The sequence below is a fragment of the Epilithonimonas sp. genome (assembly GCF_036780765.1).
Classification (GTDB): Bacteria; Bacteroidota; Bacteroidia; order Flavobacteriales; family Weeksellaceae; genus Epilithonimonas.
The window spans coordinates 348,481-363,632 of sequence record NZ_DAIQCG010000002.1 but is presented as its reverse complement, the minus strand read 5'-3'; the positions used below and the strand labels follow the sequence as shown (position 1 = coordinate 363,632).

The following is a 15,152-nucleotide window of genomic DNA, read 5'->3' as shown; positions in this document are numbered from 1 at the left end:
CACGTTCGAGTCGTGTCCTCGCAACCAACTAAGAGAATCAATTATTTTGATTCTCTTTTTTATGTTGTTTACTTTTTCACAATTTTTGATAATGAATTGGTAAGAACGCTCTTCAATAATTAATACATTTAGCTATGGCAAAAATCTTAAAAATATACCCGCAAAATCCGCAAGAAAATTTGATAGACGAAGCCGTAAAAGTCCTTCAAAACGGTGGCGTTATCATTTATCCTTCGGACACGATTTACACGATCGGTTGCGACATTTATAATCACAAAGCAATGGAAAGACTTGCTCAAATAAAAGGAATCAAGATTGACAAGCAAAAGTTTTCAATCATTTGTAATGATTTGAGTCATCTTTCAGAATTCACAAAACCGATAGAAACCTCAACGTTCCGATTTTTGAAAACCCATCTTCCCGGCGCATTTACATTTATTTTGGAAGCCAACAGAAACCTTCCGACTGCTTATAAAGGTCATAAAACTGTAGGTATAAGAGTTCCTGACCATATTGTTCCGCAAATGATTGTTGAAAAACTGGGACATCCTATTGTTTCTACCTCTATTCGTGATGATGATGAAATTTTGGAATATTCTACAGACCCAGAATTGATTGCTGAGAAATATGATAAATTGGTTGACTTGGTAATTGATTCCGGATATGGTGACAATGTAGCTTCAACAATTGTAGATTTAACTTCTGGAGAACCTAAGATTATCCGACAAGGGAAAGGAAAAATTTAGTTATAGTTGTTGGTTAATAGTTGATAGAATTCAACAAAAACTAACAGTAAACCATCAACAAACAACTATCAAACAAAAGCCAAAACATGAAATTTTTAACATCGCCTGCCAAACTAATGAATGTAGAGAATTCTACAGAATTTTTAAAAAACACAACACCAAAATTCATCAAAGATTCAGAATTTATTCATTCTTTTTTGAAAGAAAAGTCTCCAAAATATCTTTCTGAGTTAATGGAAATCTCTCCAAAACTGGCAGACGAAAATTGGGAACGAAACCAAAAATGGACTTCAAAACCGACATCTAAAAATTCAGCACCAGCAATGTTTGCCTTCACTGGCGAAGTTTATCGTGGATTGGATGCTAAAACTTTGGATGAAAAAGCCGTAAAATATCTTGAAAAGAACTACAGAATCTTATCCGGACTTTATGGACTTTTAAAACCTTCTGATAAAATAATGTTGTATCGTTTGGAAATGGGAAGACCTTTCCAATTCGATTCTTATAAAAATCTGTACGAATTCTGGACTGATAAATTGACAGATTATTTAAACTCTGAAATCAAAAAAGGAGAATACATCATCAATCTGGCAAGTAACGAGTATGTTAAAGTTATCAATCGTAAAAAGCTGAAAGGTCAGGTTATTGATTTTGATTTCAGACAAATTCAGCCAGATGGAAAGCTGAAAACAATTGTTGTTTACACGAAACACGCTCGAGGATTGATGCTTCGTTTTTGTGCTGAAAATAATGTTCAGACTTTGGATGAATTGAAAGCTTTCAATTACGAGAATTATCTTTTGGACGAGAAATTATCGACTGACAACCATCTGGTTTTTACAAGATAAATTTTTTAATCGCAAAGGCGCAAGATAAATTTTATAATATTTCAAAAGTCGCAAAGTTGGTTTGCGACTTTGTAGTTTTGTTAATCAATTATTTTTTGCGACTTTGCGTCAAATTTCATTATGAAACTTTCTGAAATCAAAACCGTTTTACAAAACGAACTTTCCGAACTCTATTCCAAATCTGAGATTGAGAAATTGTTTTCTATTTTTTGTGAACATTTTCTTGAACTGAATAAAATAGAACTAAGACAAAATCTTGATAAAAATTTATCTGAAAATGATGCTTATAAATTTTCAGAAGTCATTTCCGAATTAAAAAGGGGAAAACCTTTTCAACAAATTATTGGCGAAACTGAATTTTATGGAATGAAATTTTTTGTCAATGAGCACGTTTTGATTCCAAGACCAGAAACGGAAGAATTGCTGGAAATAGCAATTCAAAATATTAAAGATTCAAGGTTGAAGGTTGAAGGTTTGAAAATATTGGATATTGGAACTGGAAGCGGAATTATTCCAATTGTTTTAAAAAAATATTTTCCAGAAGCGGAAGTTTCAGCTATTGATATTTCTGAAGATGCTTTGGAAATTGCTCAAAGAAACGCCAACTTTCACAAAACGGAAATCAACTTTATCCAAAAAGATTATCTGAATGAAGTCCTCGCCTACGCTCAGACTAACAAAGAAGTTTATGACATTATCATTAGTAATCCGCCTTATATTGGGATTGAGGAAAATATTGAAATTGAAGACTCTGTAAAAGGTTTTGAACCCAATATCGCACTCTTCTCTCCTACTTCTGATGCTTTGATTTTCTATAGAAAAATTGCAGAAGATTCTATCAATCGTCTTTCTGAAAATGGAATGATTTTTCTGGAAATTAATCAGAAATTGGGACTTGAAACTTTGGAATTATTTCAGAAATTCTCTGAGTCTGTTCTTTTAAAAGATATTTCTGGAAATGACAGAATGATTTTTGTGAGAAAATAAATTTTGAACACAAAATTCACAAAGATTTTTTTAATCCTATATTGTTAAGTTCACGTTCAGAAAAGATTTAATGAGATTTTAAAATCGGTGGAAGAAGGGAAAAACCTCAACATAGCCCCGATGGTAGCGGCATCCTTTTTTGTAAAAAAAGATATAGCGGACAGCGGGTTAGAAAAGTTCTAACAAAACTGAAAATGTGATGCTTCTAAAATTTTAGCCTATTCTTTTTTTGATGAAAATCTCGTAAGATAAATATATCAACGGCAAAGCCATAATTCCTATATATAAAGCATTTTGCTGCGCTAATTCTGGATAAGCAATTACGGCGTAAACCAATCCGAAAAATGCGCCACCAAGATGCGCAGCGTGACCGATGTTATCGTTTTGTCTAGGATTCAGCATCATATAAACGGAATATCCGAAATACAAAGCCCCAAACAAAAAGCCTGGAATAAACCAAATTTCAATTTCTCTGGGAGCTAAAGCTACAGCTGCAAATAGAATCCCAGAAACGCCTCCACTAGCTCCAATTGCTGAATAAAACGGTACATTTTTGTAGTGATAAAGACAAAATAAATTACCTAAAATAATGGAACCCAGATAAATTGCTAAAAATCCGCCTACTCCAAATCCGCCCAGCCCATCTTGGTAATAATCAACAGGAATCAATACTATAGGTGCAAAAATATACAAGGTGTACATATTGAAAAACAAATGCAGAAAATCTGCGTGGAGAAAGCCGGAAGACAGCAGTCTGATATACTCTTTCCTTCTTTGGATTGCGCTAACTTCGAATTTATATTTCTGGAATAATTCGGGGTTTTGGAACCCGATGTAACTTGTCACACAAGTGATTACAATTATGAGGAGTAAAATGAAGTTCATTTTTAATTTTTGATTTTAATTAATTTTCTTCTTCTTCGAAAAGACTTCCGATGGTTCCGCCGTCATCGTCTAAATCTTCAACGATTTTTTCTTCGATTTCTGGTTCTTCTTCGATGATTTCTGGTGGTTCTGGAATTGTTATATTAATGTTTTTGACTTTATCTTTAGCGAGTTGATTTCCAATCGCTTTGATTCCTTTCACCGCAATAAATTCATCCAAATTTATGGTTTCGGATTCTTTTTGTTTGCCTTTGATTGTTGGATAAATCAACTCTGCAGTCGCCCCAACTTCTGTGGTTACAAATTCCAAAAATGATTTTGGATGCTCATGACTAAAGAAGGATTGAACATTGCTGGTATTTTCCAAAAGGAAACGTTTAACGAAATATTTATCTTTCTCGCCATCGAAATAGATACAGGTAATTGGCTGTTCCGGTTTCCATTTTTCGAGAATCAGATAATCATCATCAAAACGGTTCATCAAATCGAAAGAAACTAATTTGGTTTCGCCTTGAGAATTGATCGTCAAAATCTTGTCATCCCCTTTGAAACTTCCGAGCAAACTTCCTCTTCCATCCGCATTCAAACGACGTACAGAATCATCAAACCAAATTTTTCTAGGTGCTAAAGTGGAAACACCTTCTTCTTTCAAATCGACTTTCTTGACTGCATATTTGGTGACCAAATTTCCTTTGGAATCTCGACCTTTTATCAGAACATCCGAAAAATCGATATCAATTTTGTTTTTTCTGACTCTTGCATTTGGTTTTAATAAAACAGAAACAACTTCGGCTTCTCCATTTGGATTGGCTGAGAAATAGAGCATTTCTGAATATTTTTTATCTGAAGCTAATTTATAATCTGTATTTCTGGTAACACCTGTCACCGAGAAACGTTTCATATAATAAGGACCTTCTCGACCTTCACGGTAAATGGAATTGTAAACTGTGCGTTTGTCATTCTTTTTCCAGATTGCAACGTGAACGATATTTTTACCGATGAAAGTTTTGCCTTCAACTTTTACAACTTTCATCGTTCCATCTTTTTGGAATGTGATAATATCATCAATATCAGAACAATCAAACAAATACTCGTCTTTTTTGAGCGAGGTTCCAATGAAACCTTCTTCCCGATTGACATACAGTTTTTCGTTGGCTACAGCTACTTTACTCGCATCAATTGTATCGAAAATTCTAAGCTCTGTTCTTCTTTCTTTTCCTTTTCCGTACTTTTTCTGGATATTCGTATAATAGTCTATCGCATAGGTAATCAAATTCGCCAAATGATGTTTCACTTGCTCTATCTTGCCTTCTAATGCGAGAATGTTTTCTTTAAATTTATCCAAATCAAAACGAGAAATTCTCTTGATTCGGATTTCTGTTAATTTTACAATATCTTCTTCTGTTACCGCTCTCAGAAGATGTTTTGTGTGAGGCTTCAATCCTTCATCAATTGTTTTGATGACATCTTCCCAAGATTTGACTTCTTCAATATCGTGGTAAATTCTATTCTCGATAAAAATCCTTTCCAGTGAAGAAAAATGCCAGCTTTCCTGTAACTCGTGAAGCTCGATCTCCAATTCTTTTTTAAGCAAAGCAACTGTATGATCTGTGTTGTGCTTCAGAATATCAGAAACCGACAAGAACATTGGCTTATCACCAACAATGACGCAGGCATTCGGAGAGATTGGAACTTCACAATCTGTGAAAGCGTAAAGAGCATCAATCGTTTTATCTGGCGAAACATCCGGATGAAGATGAATATTAATCTCGACAACATCGGACGTATTATCTTCAATTTTTTTAATCTTAATTTTACCTCTTTCATTGGCTTTAAGAATACTATCAATAAGATCACTTGTATTCTTCGAAAAAGGTAATTCTGTAATGGTCAGCAAATGTTTTTCTTTCTGAGAAATCCTGGCCCTAGCTCTGATTTTCCCACCTCTGTGACCATCATTATAATTGGAAACATCCAACATTCCTGCAGTTAAGAAATCTGGATATAATTCAAACTTCTTTCCTTTTAGATAAAGAACAGATGCATTAATCAGCTCATTAAAATTATGAGGCATTATTTTCGTAGAAAGTCCTACACCAATTCCCTCAACACCTTGAGCTAAAAGCAACGGAAATTTTACTGGAAGATCAATTGGTTCATTATTTCTACCATCATAAGATTTTGTCCAATACGTTGTTTTGGGGTTAAAAACTACATCCAAAGCAAATGGTGTTAATCTCGCTTCGATATATCTTGCAGCGGCAGCAGAATCACCTGTATAGATATTTCCCCAGTTTCCTTGCGTATCAATCAATAATTCTTTTTGACCAATCTGAACCATGGCCTCGGTAATAGAAGCATCTCCGTGCGGATGATATTTCATCGTATTCCCGACAATATTTGCCACCTTGTTGTAACGACCATCTTCCAACTCTCGCATAGAATGCATAATCCTGCGCTGAACCGGCTTCAAACCATCAAAAATAGAAGGAATTGCTCTATCAAGAATTACATAGGATGCATAATCTAAAAACCAATCTTTATACAGTCCCGAAACTTTTTTCAGGCTCTCTTCGTGATGTGTACTTTCTTCCATTAAACTGCAACTGTATTATCTTCCTTTTCGTCTCCAATTTCACTATTGGTCTTTACTACTTTATTTAAAGAAAATTTCAAATCTTTTATTTGCTTTTTGCTGAGATAGTTGATATCATATTTTAAAATGGTAATATGATTTTTCTTACTGCTGATATAAATATATAATCTCTTGAAAATAAAAGCATTAACAATATTATATTTTATTAATTTGTATTTTGGAAATTCATCTTTTGCATTTTTTTTAGCCAAAAGATAGAGAATATGACTATTTCTAAAATTGAGTGCCTCACCATCACTATCATATTCAAAAATAGGTCTGCCGAATAGATAAAGTAATAAAAATAGTAAGCAAGGAGTGGCTAATAAAACCCAAGCTTTTTTTTCGAAAATATCAAACCTGTTGATTTCCAAAACATAAGCTATAATTCCCAAAATAAAAATTATCCCAACGAATGAGTAGATGAAGCTATAATAGGCGTGTTTATTTCTATTACTAAGTCGCATTATGCAGATTCTAAATTTTTCTTCTTATCAATATTTGTGTCGTCTTCTATCACCAAATTATCCAAAATGAACAATTGTCGATCAGGTGTATTTTTCCCCATATAAAATTCTAGAAGTTGATCAATAGTTTGATCTTTGCCAAGAACGACAGGTTCTAATCTAATATCTTTTCCAATAAAGTGTTTGAACTCATCCGGTGAAATTTCTCCTAGACCTTTGAATCGAGTAATTTCCGGATTTTTGCCTAATTCATCCAAAGCTATCAATCTTTCAGAATCTGAGTAACAATATCTTGTTTCTTTCTTATTTCTAACCCGAAAAAGTGGGGTTTGTAAAATGTACAAATGTCCATTCTTTATCAAATCAGGAAAAAACTGAAGAAAGAATGTGATCATCAACAATCTGATGTGCATCCCATCGACATCGGCATCTGTAGCAATAATTACGTGGTTATATCTTAAATCTTCAAGGCTTTCTTCGATATTAAGCGCCGCTTGTAAAAGGTTGAACTCCTCATTCTCATAAACCACTTTTTTCGTCAATCCATAACAGTTCAATGGCTTACCTTTCAAAGAGAAAACAGCCTGTGTTTCTACATCTCTGGACTTGGTAATAGAACCAGAAGCCGAATCTCCCTCGGTAATGAAAATCATTGTTTCGGATTTTCTGGATGCTTTCTGATCGTTATAATGATGTCTGCAATCTCTCAGTTTTTTATTGTGAAGCGATACTTTTTTCGCTCTTTCTCTAGCGAGTTTCTGAATTCCGGAAAGTTCTTTTCTTTCTCTTTCCGAGATCATTATTTTTTTGAGAATTGCTTCTGCAGTTTCAGGATTTTTATGAAGGTAATTATCCAGTTTATTTTTAAGATAATTGATAACGAATGTCTTAATAGTTTCCAATTCCTTTCCATCTCTATCCTGACCCATCGTTGCTGACCCCAATTTTGTTTTGGTTTGGGATTCGAAGACAGGATTACCAACGTTGATATAAACAGCACCAATAATGGCTTTTCTAATATCAATCGCCTCAAAATTTTTATTGAAAAACTCCCGAATGGTCTTCACATATGCTTCTTTAAAAGCATTCAAATGTGTACCACCTTGCGAAGTGTATTGTCCATTAACAAAAGAAAAATAAGTTTCAGACTGTGATTTGTCGGAATGTGTGATTGCCACTTCCATATCTTCATCTTTGATATGAATAATTGGATAAACAATTTCTCCATCAATTTCTTCTTCTAACAAATCTTTCAAGCCATTTTGAGACTCGTACACTTCTCCGTTAAAATAAATTTTCAGACCTAAATTAAGATAAGTGTAATTACGTAGCATTTTTTCTACATACTCATTCCTGAATTTGTAATTTATAAAAATACTTTCATCCGGAACAAACGTAATCTCGGTACCATTTCTATCAGAAGTTTCAGCTTCGTCGTGTAAAATATCTAATTTTCCTTCTCTGAATTCTGCGACTCTGGTTTTGCCTTCTCGAACAGATTTTACTTTGAAATAAGTGGACAAAAAGTTCACCGCTTTTGTACCAACACCATTCAGTCCAATTGATTTTTTGAAAGCGCCATCGTCATATTTCCCACCTGTATTCATTATGGAAACTACGTCCACAATTTTCCCCAAAGGAATTCCTCGACCGTAATCACGTACGATGACACTACCTTCCTTGATCTTCACATCAATTCTTTTCCCAGCTTTCATTCTAAACTCATCGATAGAGTTATCCAGAACCTCTTTGAGCAAAATATAAATACCGTCATCAACAGATGATCCATCTCCTAATTTACCAATGTACATCCCAGGTCTCAACCTTACGTGTTCTCTTGGCTCAAGCGTTCGGATATTGTCTTCGGAATAATTTGCAGGGTTAAGTTCGCTCATAAAATAGTAATTGGCTTTGTGGAAAATCGGTAACTCACAAATTTAACGAAATGGATTTTAATTTGAAAGTTTTGTGGATTAATTTTATTAGATTATGATAAAATTATTTATAAAAAAACGCTCTCATTTCTGAAAGCGTCTGAAATTTATTTTTTGATAATTTTCTTAGAAAGAATTTCTGATTTCGTATGAACATTCAGAATATATTGTCCAGTTGGAAGGTTTCTGATGTCTGCTTCAGAAGCTTGATTTTCCAAAACCATTTTTCCATTCATATCAAAAATTCTGATTTTTTCAATATTTTCCACACCTTTGATTTTCACAAAATCAAATGTTGGATTTGGATAAACCTGAAGATTAGTTTTGTTTAAATCTGAAACTGCTAATATATCTTCTTCTACCACCTTTACATTATCGATGATTAAAACTAAAAGATCTGTGCAATTGTAATGTCTGAAAACAACTTGAACATCCTGACCTGCGAAATCTGTAACATCTATTATCACGTGCTTCGCTTCATCCATATATCCTGCATCCAAAGTTTCCTCAAAAACTGGCGTTTCATTTCCAGTAAATGTAGAATTTGCAGGAATCACATAGACCGCATAATGCTCTTGAAAAACTTCATCATCAAAAGCCCCAACATCAAATTTCAAACTCAGTTGCTTCCCATTATTAGAATCACTTGGCAAAGAGATTACCGGACTTGTAAACGTATTATCTGGTGTGAAAGTTTCAAAATACCAAGACCACGATGTAGCATAATATCCCGTGAAAGCATCTACGGAACTGTTATCGAACTCCCATTTTTGTCCATCACCGTCACGATCTGTGTTGATCCAAGCATTTCTTCCTGCTTCTGTTTCAAAATCTTCACTGAAAATAACGTTTTGAGCAGATATTGCCAAACTAGACATTAAGAAAGAAGCCAATAGTAATTTTTTAACCATAATTTTTTATTTTTAAATTCTTGCTAAAGTACAAATAAAAAAAACGCTTCAGGTTTTAAAGCGTATATTAATATTTTCTACTAATTAGAATTAATCAATAATTATTTTTCCTTTCCAAGATTTACCCTGACTAGTAATTGTATAAAAAAGAATTTTATTTTTGATAATATTTTTCACAGAAAAGCTTTGCTTTCCTTTTGCATTACGTTCTTCTATTAATCGACCTGTAGCCTCGTAAAAGCCTACTTTATAGTCTTGTGATGGATTTCCTAAGACTTTGAAATCCTGATTTTCTTTAGAATAATACAAGGTTAAGTTTTTCTCTGTAGAATTTTCTGAAGTTCCTAATACAAGTTGGCTGTTGCAAGATTGTCCAGCAGTATTTTCAAAACAATTCAGCAAATTTCCATAAGAAATTCCTACATAAAAAGGAAGTTCTAATAATCCACTTTTATTTCCTATTCCTTCATATACTACATTAGTCCCTCCACTCAAACCATCTATTCCAAAATATTTAACTTCGGTATTGAAAACTGTTCCGTAACCTATAGCAGATATTTTTGGCGCTCCATTATTTAAAAAGTATGTATCAAATCCATTAGTTGGAAAAGCATCATTTACTTTTACAGAAAAATCATACAGAACAGTCTCAGTATTTGAATTTGGATAGTAACGATAAACTTTTCTTTCATTAATATCTTCTCTTAAAAGCGCTGCTAGATTCCCTTGTAAATTGTCTCCGCAAAATCTTATATAATGCGGTCCAGATTCAAAATCACAAATTATCTTTTTATAGGTTTTACCGTTTATAATTGTTTCTCCGTCAATTTTATAAACATAATTACTTCTTCCACTTATATACAAACATTGGTCATAATTACTATCAATAAAACTGACATACCATTTATTTCCCTCTTGCAAAAGAGGCGTATAAGCTTGCGAAAACACATTAAAGAATGCGAATAATAATAAAATTAATAGATTTTTTTTCATAGTTAATTGTTTTAAAGTTATTTTAAGATAAAGATAACATTTTATTAGTCACTATGGATAAATTTTATGTAAATAATTTATACATAAAAAAAACGCTTCCATTTCTGAAAGCGTTCTTGTATTTTAAAATGTCTTTATTAAACATTAAATCTAAAATGCATAATATCACCATCCTGCACAACATATTCTTTTCCTTCCACAGACAGTTTCCCAGCTTCTTTCACCTTCGCTTCTGTACCGTAAGTCATATAATCATCGTATTTAATAACTTCTGCACGGATGAAACCTTTTTCAAAATCAGTATGAATTACACCTGCAGCTTGCGGTGCAGTCCAACCTTGCCCAATAGTCCAAGCTCTAACTTCTTTAACTCCAGCTGTGAAATACGTTTGCAATTTCAAAAGATTATAAGCTTTTCTGATCAATCTGTTTACGCCTGGTTCTTCCAAGCCCAATTCTTCCAAGAACATTTGTCTTTCTTCAAAAGTTTCCAGTTCGTTGATATCAGCTTCGATTTGAGCTGCTAAAACAACAACTTCAGCACCCTCATTTTTAGCCATTTCTTCGATTTTGGCAATCCAATCGTTTCCGTTTTTGATGGAATTTTCATCTACATTACAAACATAAAGAACTGGTTTATTTGTCAATAACTGAACTTCACTAATAATTGATTTTGTAAAATCATCTGTAGGGAATTCTCTTGCGTTTTTTCCATCTTCTACAAATTTCTGAAGATTTTGTAAAGTTTCATAAGTTAAAACATCTTCTTTTTTACCAGACTTGATGAATTTCTTAGCTTTATCAACCGCTTTTCCGATAGTTTCCAAATCCTTCAACTGCAATTCTATATCGATGATTTCTTTATCTCTCAAAGGATCTACAGAACCCTCTACGTGGATAATATTTCCATTATCAAAACATCTCAAAACGTGGATAATCGCTTCACACTCACGGATATTTGCTAAGAACTGATTCCCCAAACCCTCACCTTTACTAGCTCCTTTTACCAAACCAGCAATATCTACAATCTCTACAACAGCAGGCAAAACACGCTCAGGGTTTACAATTTTTTCCAACTCGAAAAGTCTTGGATCCGGAACGGAAACTGTTCCTAAGTTAGGCTCAATCGTACAAAACGGATAGTTTGCAGATTGTGCTTTTGCGTTGCTAAGACAGTTAAAAAGGGTTGATTTTCCTACATTCGGAAGACCTACGATTCCACATTTCATAATATCAAATTTAAAGTTTGAAGTTTTAGGTTTGAAATTCAATGCTTTATAACATCAATTAAAACCAAAACTTTCGGCGCGCAAATATACTATTTTGAATTTGAATTTTCTACTTTTACAATCTTAATTATGAGCAGAAAAAAACGCGAATATCAATCTTCTGAACTTGTGAATTCTTTCGCCAGAATCTATGGCTTTGAGGATAAACTGAAAGCTTTTGAGATTAAGGATTTTTTGGAAGATTACCTTTCCAGCGATCTTTTTTCTGAAATCGTCAGCGTGAATCTGAAAGAACAAGTTTTAATCATCAGAATAAAATCACCTCTTTTGAAAAACGACTTCCGAATGAGAAAATCATTTTTTCTAAAGAAATTTCAGGAAGTTTTAAAAGACGAATCTTTGATTAATGACCTTCTGATTTTGTAGAAATATCCTGAATCATCCTCTTACTTTTCTCGTCCAATCTGGATCTCAAAGGAAAGAAAAACCTGAATGGATTTTTGATAAAATATCTAAAAATTTCTTTGAAAATTTCCCTTACTTCACTCATTTCTACCCTTCTGCTTCGGAACGCCAACAACATCGACAACCCAAAACTAACTGCGAAGTTGAAAAATCCGATGACAAAAACTGTGACAAAAGAAATCCAAAACGTGTAAGAACTTACCACAAAATCTTTTCCATATAAGCCTAAAGCAAAATTTCCAGCGGCAAAAGTAATGTGACGGATATCCAAATCCAAGCCTAAGAAAAGTCCAATTGGCGCTGTCGCTCCCAGAAAAACACCAAACCAGAAATTAGAAACAATTCCGGCCCAGTTTTTAGAATAATAATCTGATAATTTTTTTGCTATATTCTGACCAAAGAAATAATTGATAAACGGATTTTTCGCAATCCTTCTCGGAATCTGATAAAAAACCGAATTGTTACTAATATTACCGGAAATGACACCCGAAATAAACAGAAAAACACCTGCAATACAGGCATGTAAAATTGCTTTAGAATCAAACGGATTAAGATCGTGAAGCAATCTCGAAGATTTTTCGAAAGCAAAATTTTGCTTAAAAAGAATTTCTAATCCATAAACGATTATTAATGAAATAGGAAATGACAATAGAACATTCCCGACAAATGCGATAAACTGAGACCTGAATAGCTGAGAAACCAAGTGTGCAAATTCCACATAAGTATTTTTTTTATCGGCTTCTGAAAGAACTTTCGCCATCGTTGCTGCTGTCATTGCGGGTTGTTTGGTTGCCAAAGTAAAATGCATCAGATAAATCATCACAAATCCCATTGCATAGTTCATAGAAAACAAAAATGCGTGTGCAAAATCACTGGCTGGAACATAACTGTAAAGCATTTTCAGAACACAAAGTGCCCCGACAACAACTCCACCTCCGGAAGCCTTCCAAAACATTTTAATGTAGGCTTTGAAAGTGGACGTAATATAATGTGTTCCAGTTTCAGCAGTGTGATTTGTAATGAGATGCGACATTAATCTCGTACTATCAGAAACCAAATCCCGAAGATTATTCTTATGAGATTTGTATTTGATAATATTAAAAAAGAGCTGTTTTGAATTGATTAAATAATCTTTTTCATCATCAACAACAAACAATTTAATAATATCAGACATTCTTTTGAGTTGCTGCCTGATCTTTAGTAATGATTGATTGGTCTTGCTGGAAATCCCATACTTTGAGGAGTTTTTGAACGCCATAGTTACAAAATCAAGACATTGCTCAAGGTAGATTTTGGTTTGCTTATAAATTTCGTCTGAAGAAGTCAGTTGAAAATTTGGACTTTCTTTGAACTTTGCATTCAGCAGGTCCAACTCATTTTGTAAAGCTAAAAATGGATTATCAAAATTTCTATATTCGGGCACCATTTTCATCACCTCAACATCCATGGCATTTCCAATAACCCGCCAAGCCAGAATATTAATTGAAAAAAGAAGTTCTTTTTTGACGTGACCATTATTAATAAACTTATCAATTTTTAATAATTGAAAAAGTTCATCCATTTTATCTTCCGGAGAATTCTGGAAAAACTGAAGGTCTTTTTTAGGCGTTACCAGAACATTATCAACCAAATACCAAATGGTTTTTTCATTCTCTATAGATGGCAAGACTTTATTAAGAATCCTCTTTTTGAACTCCGGATAAAAAGCATTTTCAGAAAGAATATCTGCTTCGGTTAAAGAAAGATTGAACGGTCTATCTTTAAAAACGTTATATATATAATAGCTCAGATTTTCTTTAATCACACCATTATCTTTCAAATAAGCCGTGAAGACATCAAGGTCTTCTCTTTTAAGACTTGAGATAATTTCCGATAAAGGTTGTAAAGACACCGTCTCGTTTCTTTCGCTAAAATGATTTTTCAGAATAGTGCTGAAACTGTCTTTATTGAGTAATCTAGTTGCCATAATTACTACAAAAGTAATTATTTCAGAACAATATTGTTCATTTGGCGCATAATCCAGTTATGTTTTTTGTTGAGATATGGACTAGGATTTTTAGGATCGTATTTTTTGGGATTTGGCAAAACAGCTGCAATCCAAGCTGCTTGACTTTTGGTTAAATCCTTTGCTGGTTTGTTGTAATAATACTGAGATGCCGCCTCAATGCCGAAAACACCTTGACCCATTTCAATCGAATTGAGATATCTTTCAAGAATAATATCTTTACCCCAAATTTTTTCTATGATGAATGTATAAATTGCTTCCAGCCCTTTTCTAAACCAACTTCTGCCCTGCCAAAGAAAAACATTTTTTGCTGTCTGTTGGGAAATCGTACTTCCTCCTCTTACAACCTCTCCTTTCTTATCATTTTTTTTCATAGCCTTTTCGATTTGTTTATAATCGAAACCATTATGTTTAAAGAACAATTGATCTTCTGAAGCAATTACAGCTTTTTTGATATTACTTCCCATATCTTCATAAGAAATATAATCGCGCTGTAACTTTCCGTATTTTACAAGACCTCCTAATTGGGTCAATGTAATTGGTGGATTAAAGAATATGCCGAAAATCACGAATAGGACATTCGCTATGATTAGAATAAAAAATAATTTCTTGACAAACTTCCACATTATAAAAAAGTAATTTTCAGCGAAAATAAAACAAAATTATTTTTTATCAACTCAAAATTTAATTTAAAAATGAATTAAAACTAAAACCGAATACAACAATGCTATTTGAAAGCTGAAATCTAAAACCTTACATAAAACAGAAATAATGATCACAATAAAGAAAAATAGAAAATCATAAAAAACAAATAGAAATTTTAGATTTGGTGCATAAAAAAACTCATAACCAATGAAGATTGTGAGTTTTAAAGTGAGCGCGAAAGGATTCGAACCTTTGACCGTCTGCTTAGAAGGCAGATGCTCTATCCAGCTGAGCTACGCACCCTAGAAGTGAAAATAAAAAATTCCCGAAGGAATTTCTGAAAAAAAGTCGGGGCGGCAGGATTCGAACCTGCGACCTCCTGGTCCCAAACCAGGCGCGATG

At 33.4% G+C, this 15,152-nt stretch carries 13 protein-coding genes and 2 tRNA genes (1 of these 15 running past the window's edge); 5 read left to right on the top strand and 10 right to left on the bottom strand.

All coding sequences use genetic code 11. The annotated features are described in order from the left end of the window. The 4 genes from V7P73_RS05075 to prmC form a co-directional block, all read left to right on the top strand. Positions 1-27 (top strand) — tRNA-Met (locus V7P73_RS05075) (it extends 149 nt beyond the left edge of the window). Between the two features lie 107 nt (positions 28-134). Further along, positions 135-746, top strand: a complete 612-nt coding sequence (locus V7P73_RS05070) for an L-threonylcarbamoyladenylate synthase (RefSeq protein ID WP_333851851.1) — start codon at positions 135-137, stop codon at positions 744-746. Between the two features lie 86 nt (positions 747-832). Further along, positions 833-1,594: a peroxide stress protein YaaA gene (gene yaaA / locus V7P73_RS05065; RefSeq protein WP_333851850.1), complete on the top strand. Its 762-nt coding sequence runs from the start codon at positions 833-835 to the stop codon at positions 1,592-1,594. Between the two features lie 120 nt (positions 1,595-1,714). Beyond that, a complete protein-coding gene (gene prmC, locus V7P73_RS05060; protein WP_333851849.1) occupies positions 1,715-2,581 on the top strand; it encodes a peptide chain release factor N(5)-glutamine methyltransferase in 867 nt (288 codons plus the stop codon). 213 nt (positions 2,582-2,794) lie between these two features. On the opposite strand, the gene V7P73_RS05055 is transcribed toward prmC, so the two are convergent. The 7 genes from V7P73_RS05055 to ychF all read right to left on the bottom strand — a co-directional run bounded on the left by V7P73_RS05055 (position 2,795) and on the right by ychF (position 11,635). Next, positions 2,795-3,466, bottom strand: a complete 672-nt coding sequence (locus V7P73_RS05055) for a rhomboid family intramembrane serine protease (protein ID WP_333851848.1) — start codon at positions 3,464-3,466, stop codon at positions 2,795-2,797. Between the two features lie 19 nt (positions 3,467-3,485). Then, entirely contained in the window at positions 3,486-6,062 is a 2,577-nt protein-coding gene (locus tag V7P73_RS05050) for a DNA gyrase/topoisomerase IV subunit A (RefSeq protein WP_333851847.1), read from the bottom strand. After that, on the bottom strand, positions 6,062-6,568 hold the full coding sequence (locus tag V7P73_RS05045; protein WP_333851846.1) for a hypothetical protein: 507 nt from the start codon (positions 6,566-6,568) through the stop codon (positions 6,062-6,064). The genes V7P73_RS05050 and V7P73_RS05045 overlap by 1 nt, the downstream gene beginning before the upstream one ends. Beyond that, complete coding sequence (locus tag V7P73_RS05040) at positions 6,568-8,463, bottom strand: DNA topoisomerase IV subunit B (protein ID WP_333851845.1); 1,896 nt, start codon at positions 8,461-8,463, stop codon at positions 6,568-6,570. Before V7P73_RS05040 ends, V7P73_RS05045 begins: the two co-directional genes overlap by 1 nt. 146 nt (positions 8,464-8,609) lie before the next feature. Next, positions 8,610-9,413 carry a T9SS-dependent choice-of-anchor J family protein gene (locus V7P73_RS05035; protein ID WP_333851844.1) on the bottom strand — a complete coding sequence of 268 codons (804 nt, stop codon included), beginning with the start codon at positions 9,411-9,413 and terminating at the stop codon, positions 8,610-8,612. 90 nt (positions 9,414-9,503) lie between these two features. After that, positions 9,504-10,406, bottom strand: a complete 903-nt coding sequence (locus V7P73_RS05030) for a hypothetical protein (protein WP_333851843.1) — start codon at positions 10,404-10,406, stop codon at positions 9,504-9,506. Between the two features lie 137 nt (positions 10,407-10,543). Beyond that, positions 10,544-11,635 carry a redox-regulated ATPase YchF gene (ychF, locus tag V7P73_RS05025; protein ID WP_333851842.1) on the bottom strand — a complete coding sequence of 364 codons (1,092 nt, stop codon included), beginning with the start codon at positions 11,633-11,635 and terminating at the stop codon, positions 10,544-10,546. 129 nt (positions 11,636-11,764) lie between these two features. Between ychF and V7P73_RS05020 the strand changes: the two genes are divergently transcribed. Then, complete coding sequence (locus V7P73_RS05020) at positions 11,765-12,061, top strand: hypothetical protein (protein ID WP_333851841.1); 297 nt, start codon at positions 11,765-11,767, stop codon at positions 12,059-12,061. Here the strand turns inward: V7P73_RS05020 and V7P73_RS05015 are convergent. The 3 genes from V7P73_RS05015 to V7P73_RS05005 form a co-directional block, all read right to left on the bottom strand. Continuing rightward, positions 12,039-14,066, bottom strand: a complete 2,028-nt coding sequence (locus V7P73_RS05015; protein ID WP_333851840.1) for a recombinase — start codon at positions 14,064-14,066, stop codon at positions 12,039-12,041. The two genes, V7P73_RS05020 and V7P73_RS05015, sit on opposite strands and share 23 nt — an antisense overlap. Before the next feature lie 17 nt (positions 14,067-14,083). Then, entirely contained in the window at positions 14,084-14,731 is a 648-nt protein-coding gene (mtgA, locus tag V7P73_RS05010; protein ID WP_333851839.1) for a monofunctional biosynthetic peptidoglycan transglycosylase, read from the bottom strand. Positions 14,732-14,979: 248 nt separating this feature from the next. Continuing rightward, a tRNA-Arg gene (locus V7P73_RS05005) sits at positions 14,980-15,053 on the bottom strand. Positions 15,054-15,152 lie beyond the last annotated feature (99 nt).

Bases quoted from the DNA above. Each gene is read 5' to 3' on its own strand.
- prmC (WP_333851849.1), top strand. From the start codon at position 1,715: ATGAAACTTTCTGAAATCAAAACCGTTTTACAAAACGAACTTTCCGAA.
- V7P73_RS05045 (WP_333851846.1), bottom strand. From the start codon at position 6,568: ATGCGACTTAGTAATAGAAATAAACACGCCTATTATAGCTTCATCTAC.
- V7P73_RS05035 (WP_333851844.1), bottom strand. From the start codon at position 9,413: ATGGTTAAAAAATTACTATTGGCTTCTTTCTTAATGTCTAGTTTGGCA.
- ychF (WP_333851842.1), bottom strand. From the start codon at position 11,635: ATGAAATGTGGAATCGTAGGTCTTCCGAATGTAGGAAAATCAACCCTT.
- V7P73_RS05015 (WP_333851840.1), bottom strand. From the start codon at position 14,066: ATGGCAACTAGATTACTCAATAAAGACAGTTTCAGCACTATTCTGAAA.
- yaaA (WP_333851850.1), top strand. From the start codon at position 833: ATGAAATTTTTAACATCGCCTGCCAAACTAATGAATGTAGAGAATTCT.
- V7P73_RS05040 (WP_333851845.1), bottom strand. From the start codon at position 8,463: ATGAGCGAACTTAACCCTGCAAATTATTCCGAAGACAATATCCGAACG.
- V7P73_RS05030 (WP_333851843.1), bottom strand. From the start codon at position 10,406: ATGAAAAAAAATCTATTAATTTTATTATTATTCGCATTCTTTAATGTG.
- V7P73_RS05020 (WP_333851841.1), top strand. From the start codon at position 11,765: ATGAGCAGAAAAAAACGCGAATATCAATCTTCTGAACTTGTGAATTCT.
- mtgA (WP_333851839.1), bottom strand. From the start codon at position 14,731: ATGTGGAAGTTTGTCAAGAAATTATTTTTTATTCTAATCATAGCGAAT.
- V7P73_RS05070 (WP_333851851.1), top strand. From the start codon at position 135: ATGGCAAAAATCTTAAAAATATACCCGCAAAATCCGCAAGAAAATTTG.
- V7P73_RS05050 (WP_333851847.1), bottom strand. From the start codon at position 6,062: ATGGAAGAAAGTACACATCACGAAGAGAGCCTGAAAAAAGTTTCGGGA.
- V7P73_RS05055 (WP_333851848.1), bottom strand. From the start codon at position 3,466: ATGAACTTCATTTTACTCCTCATAATTGTAATCACTTGTGTGACAAGT.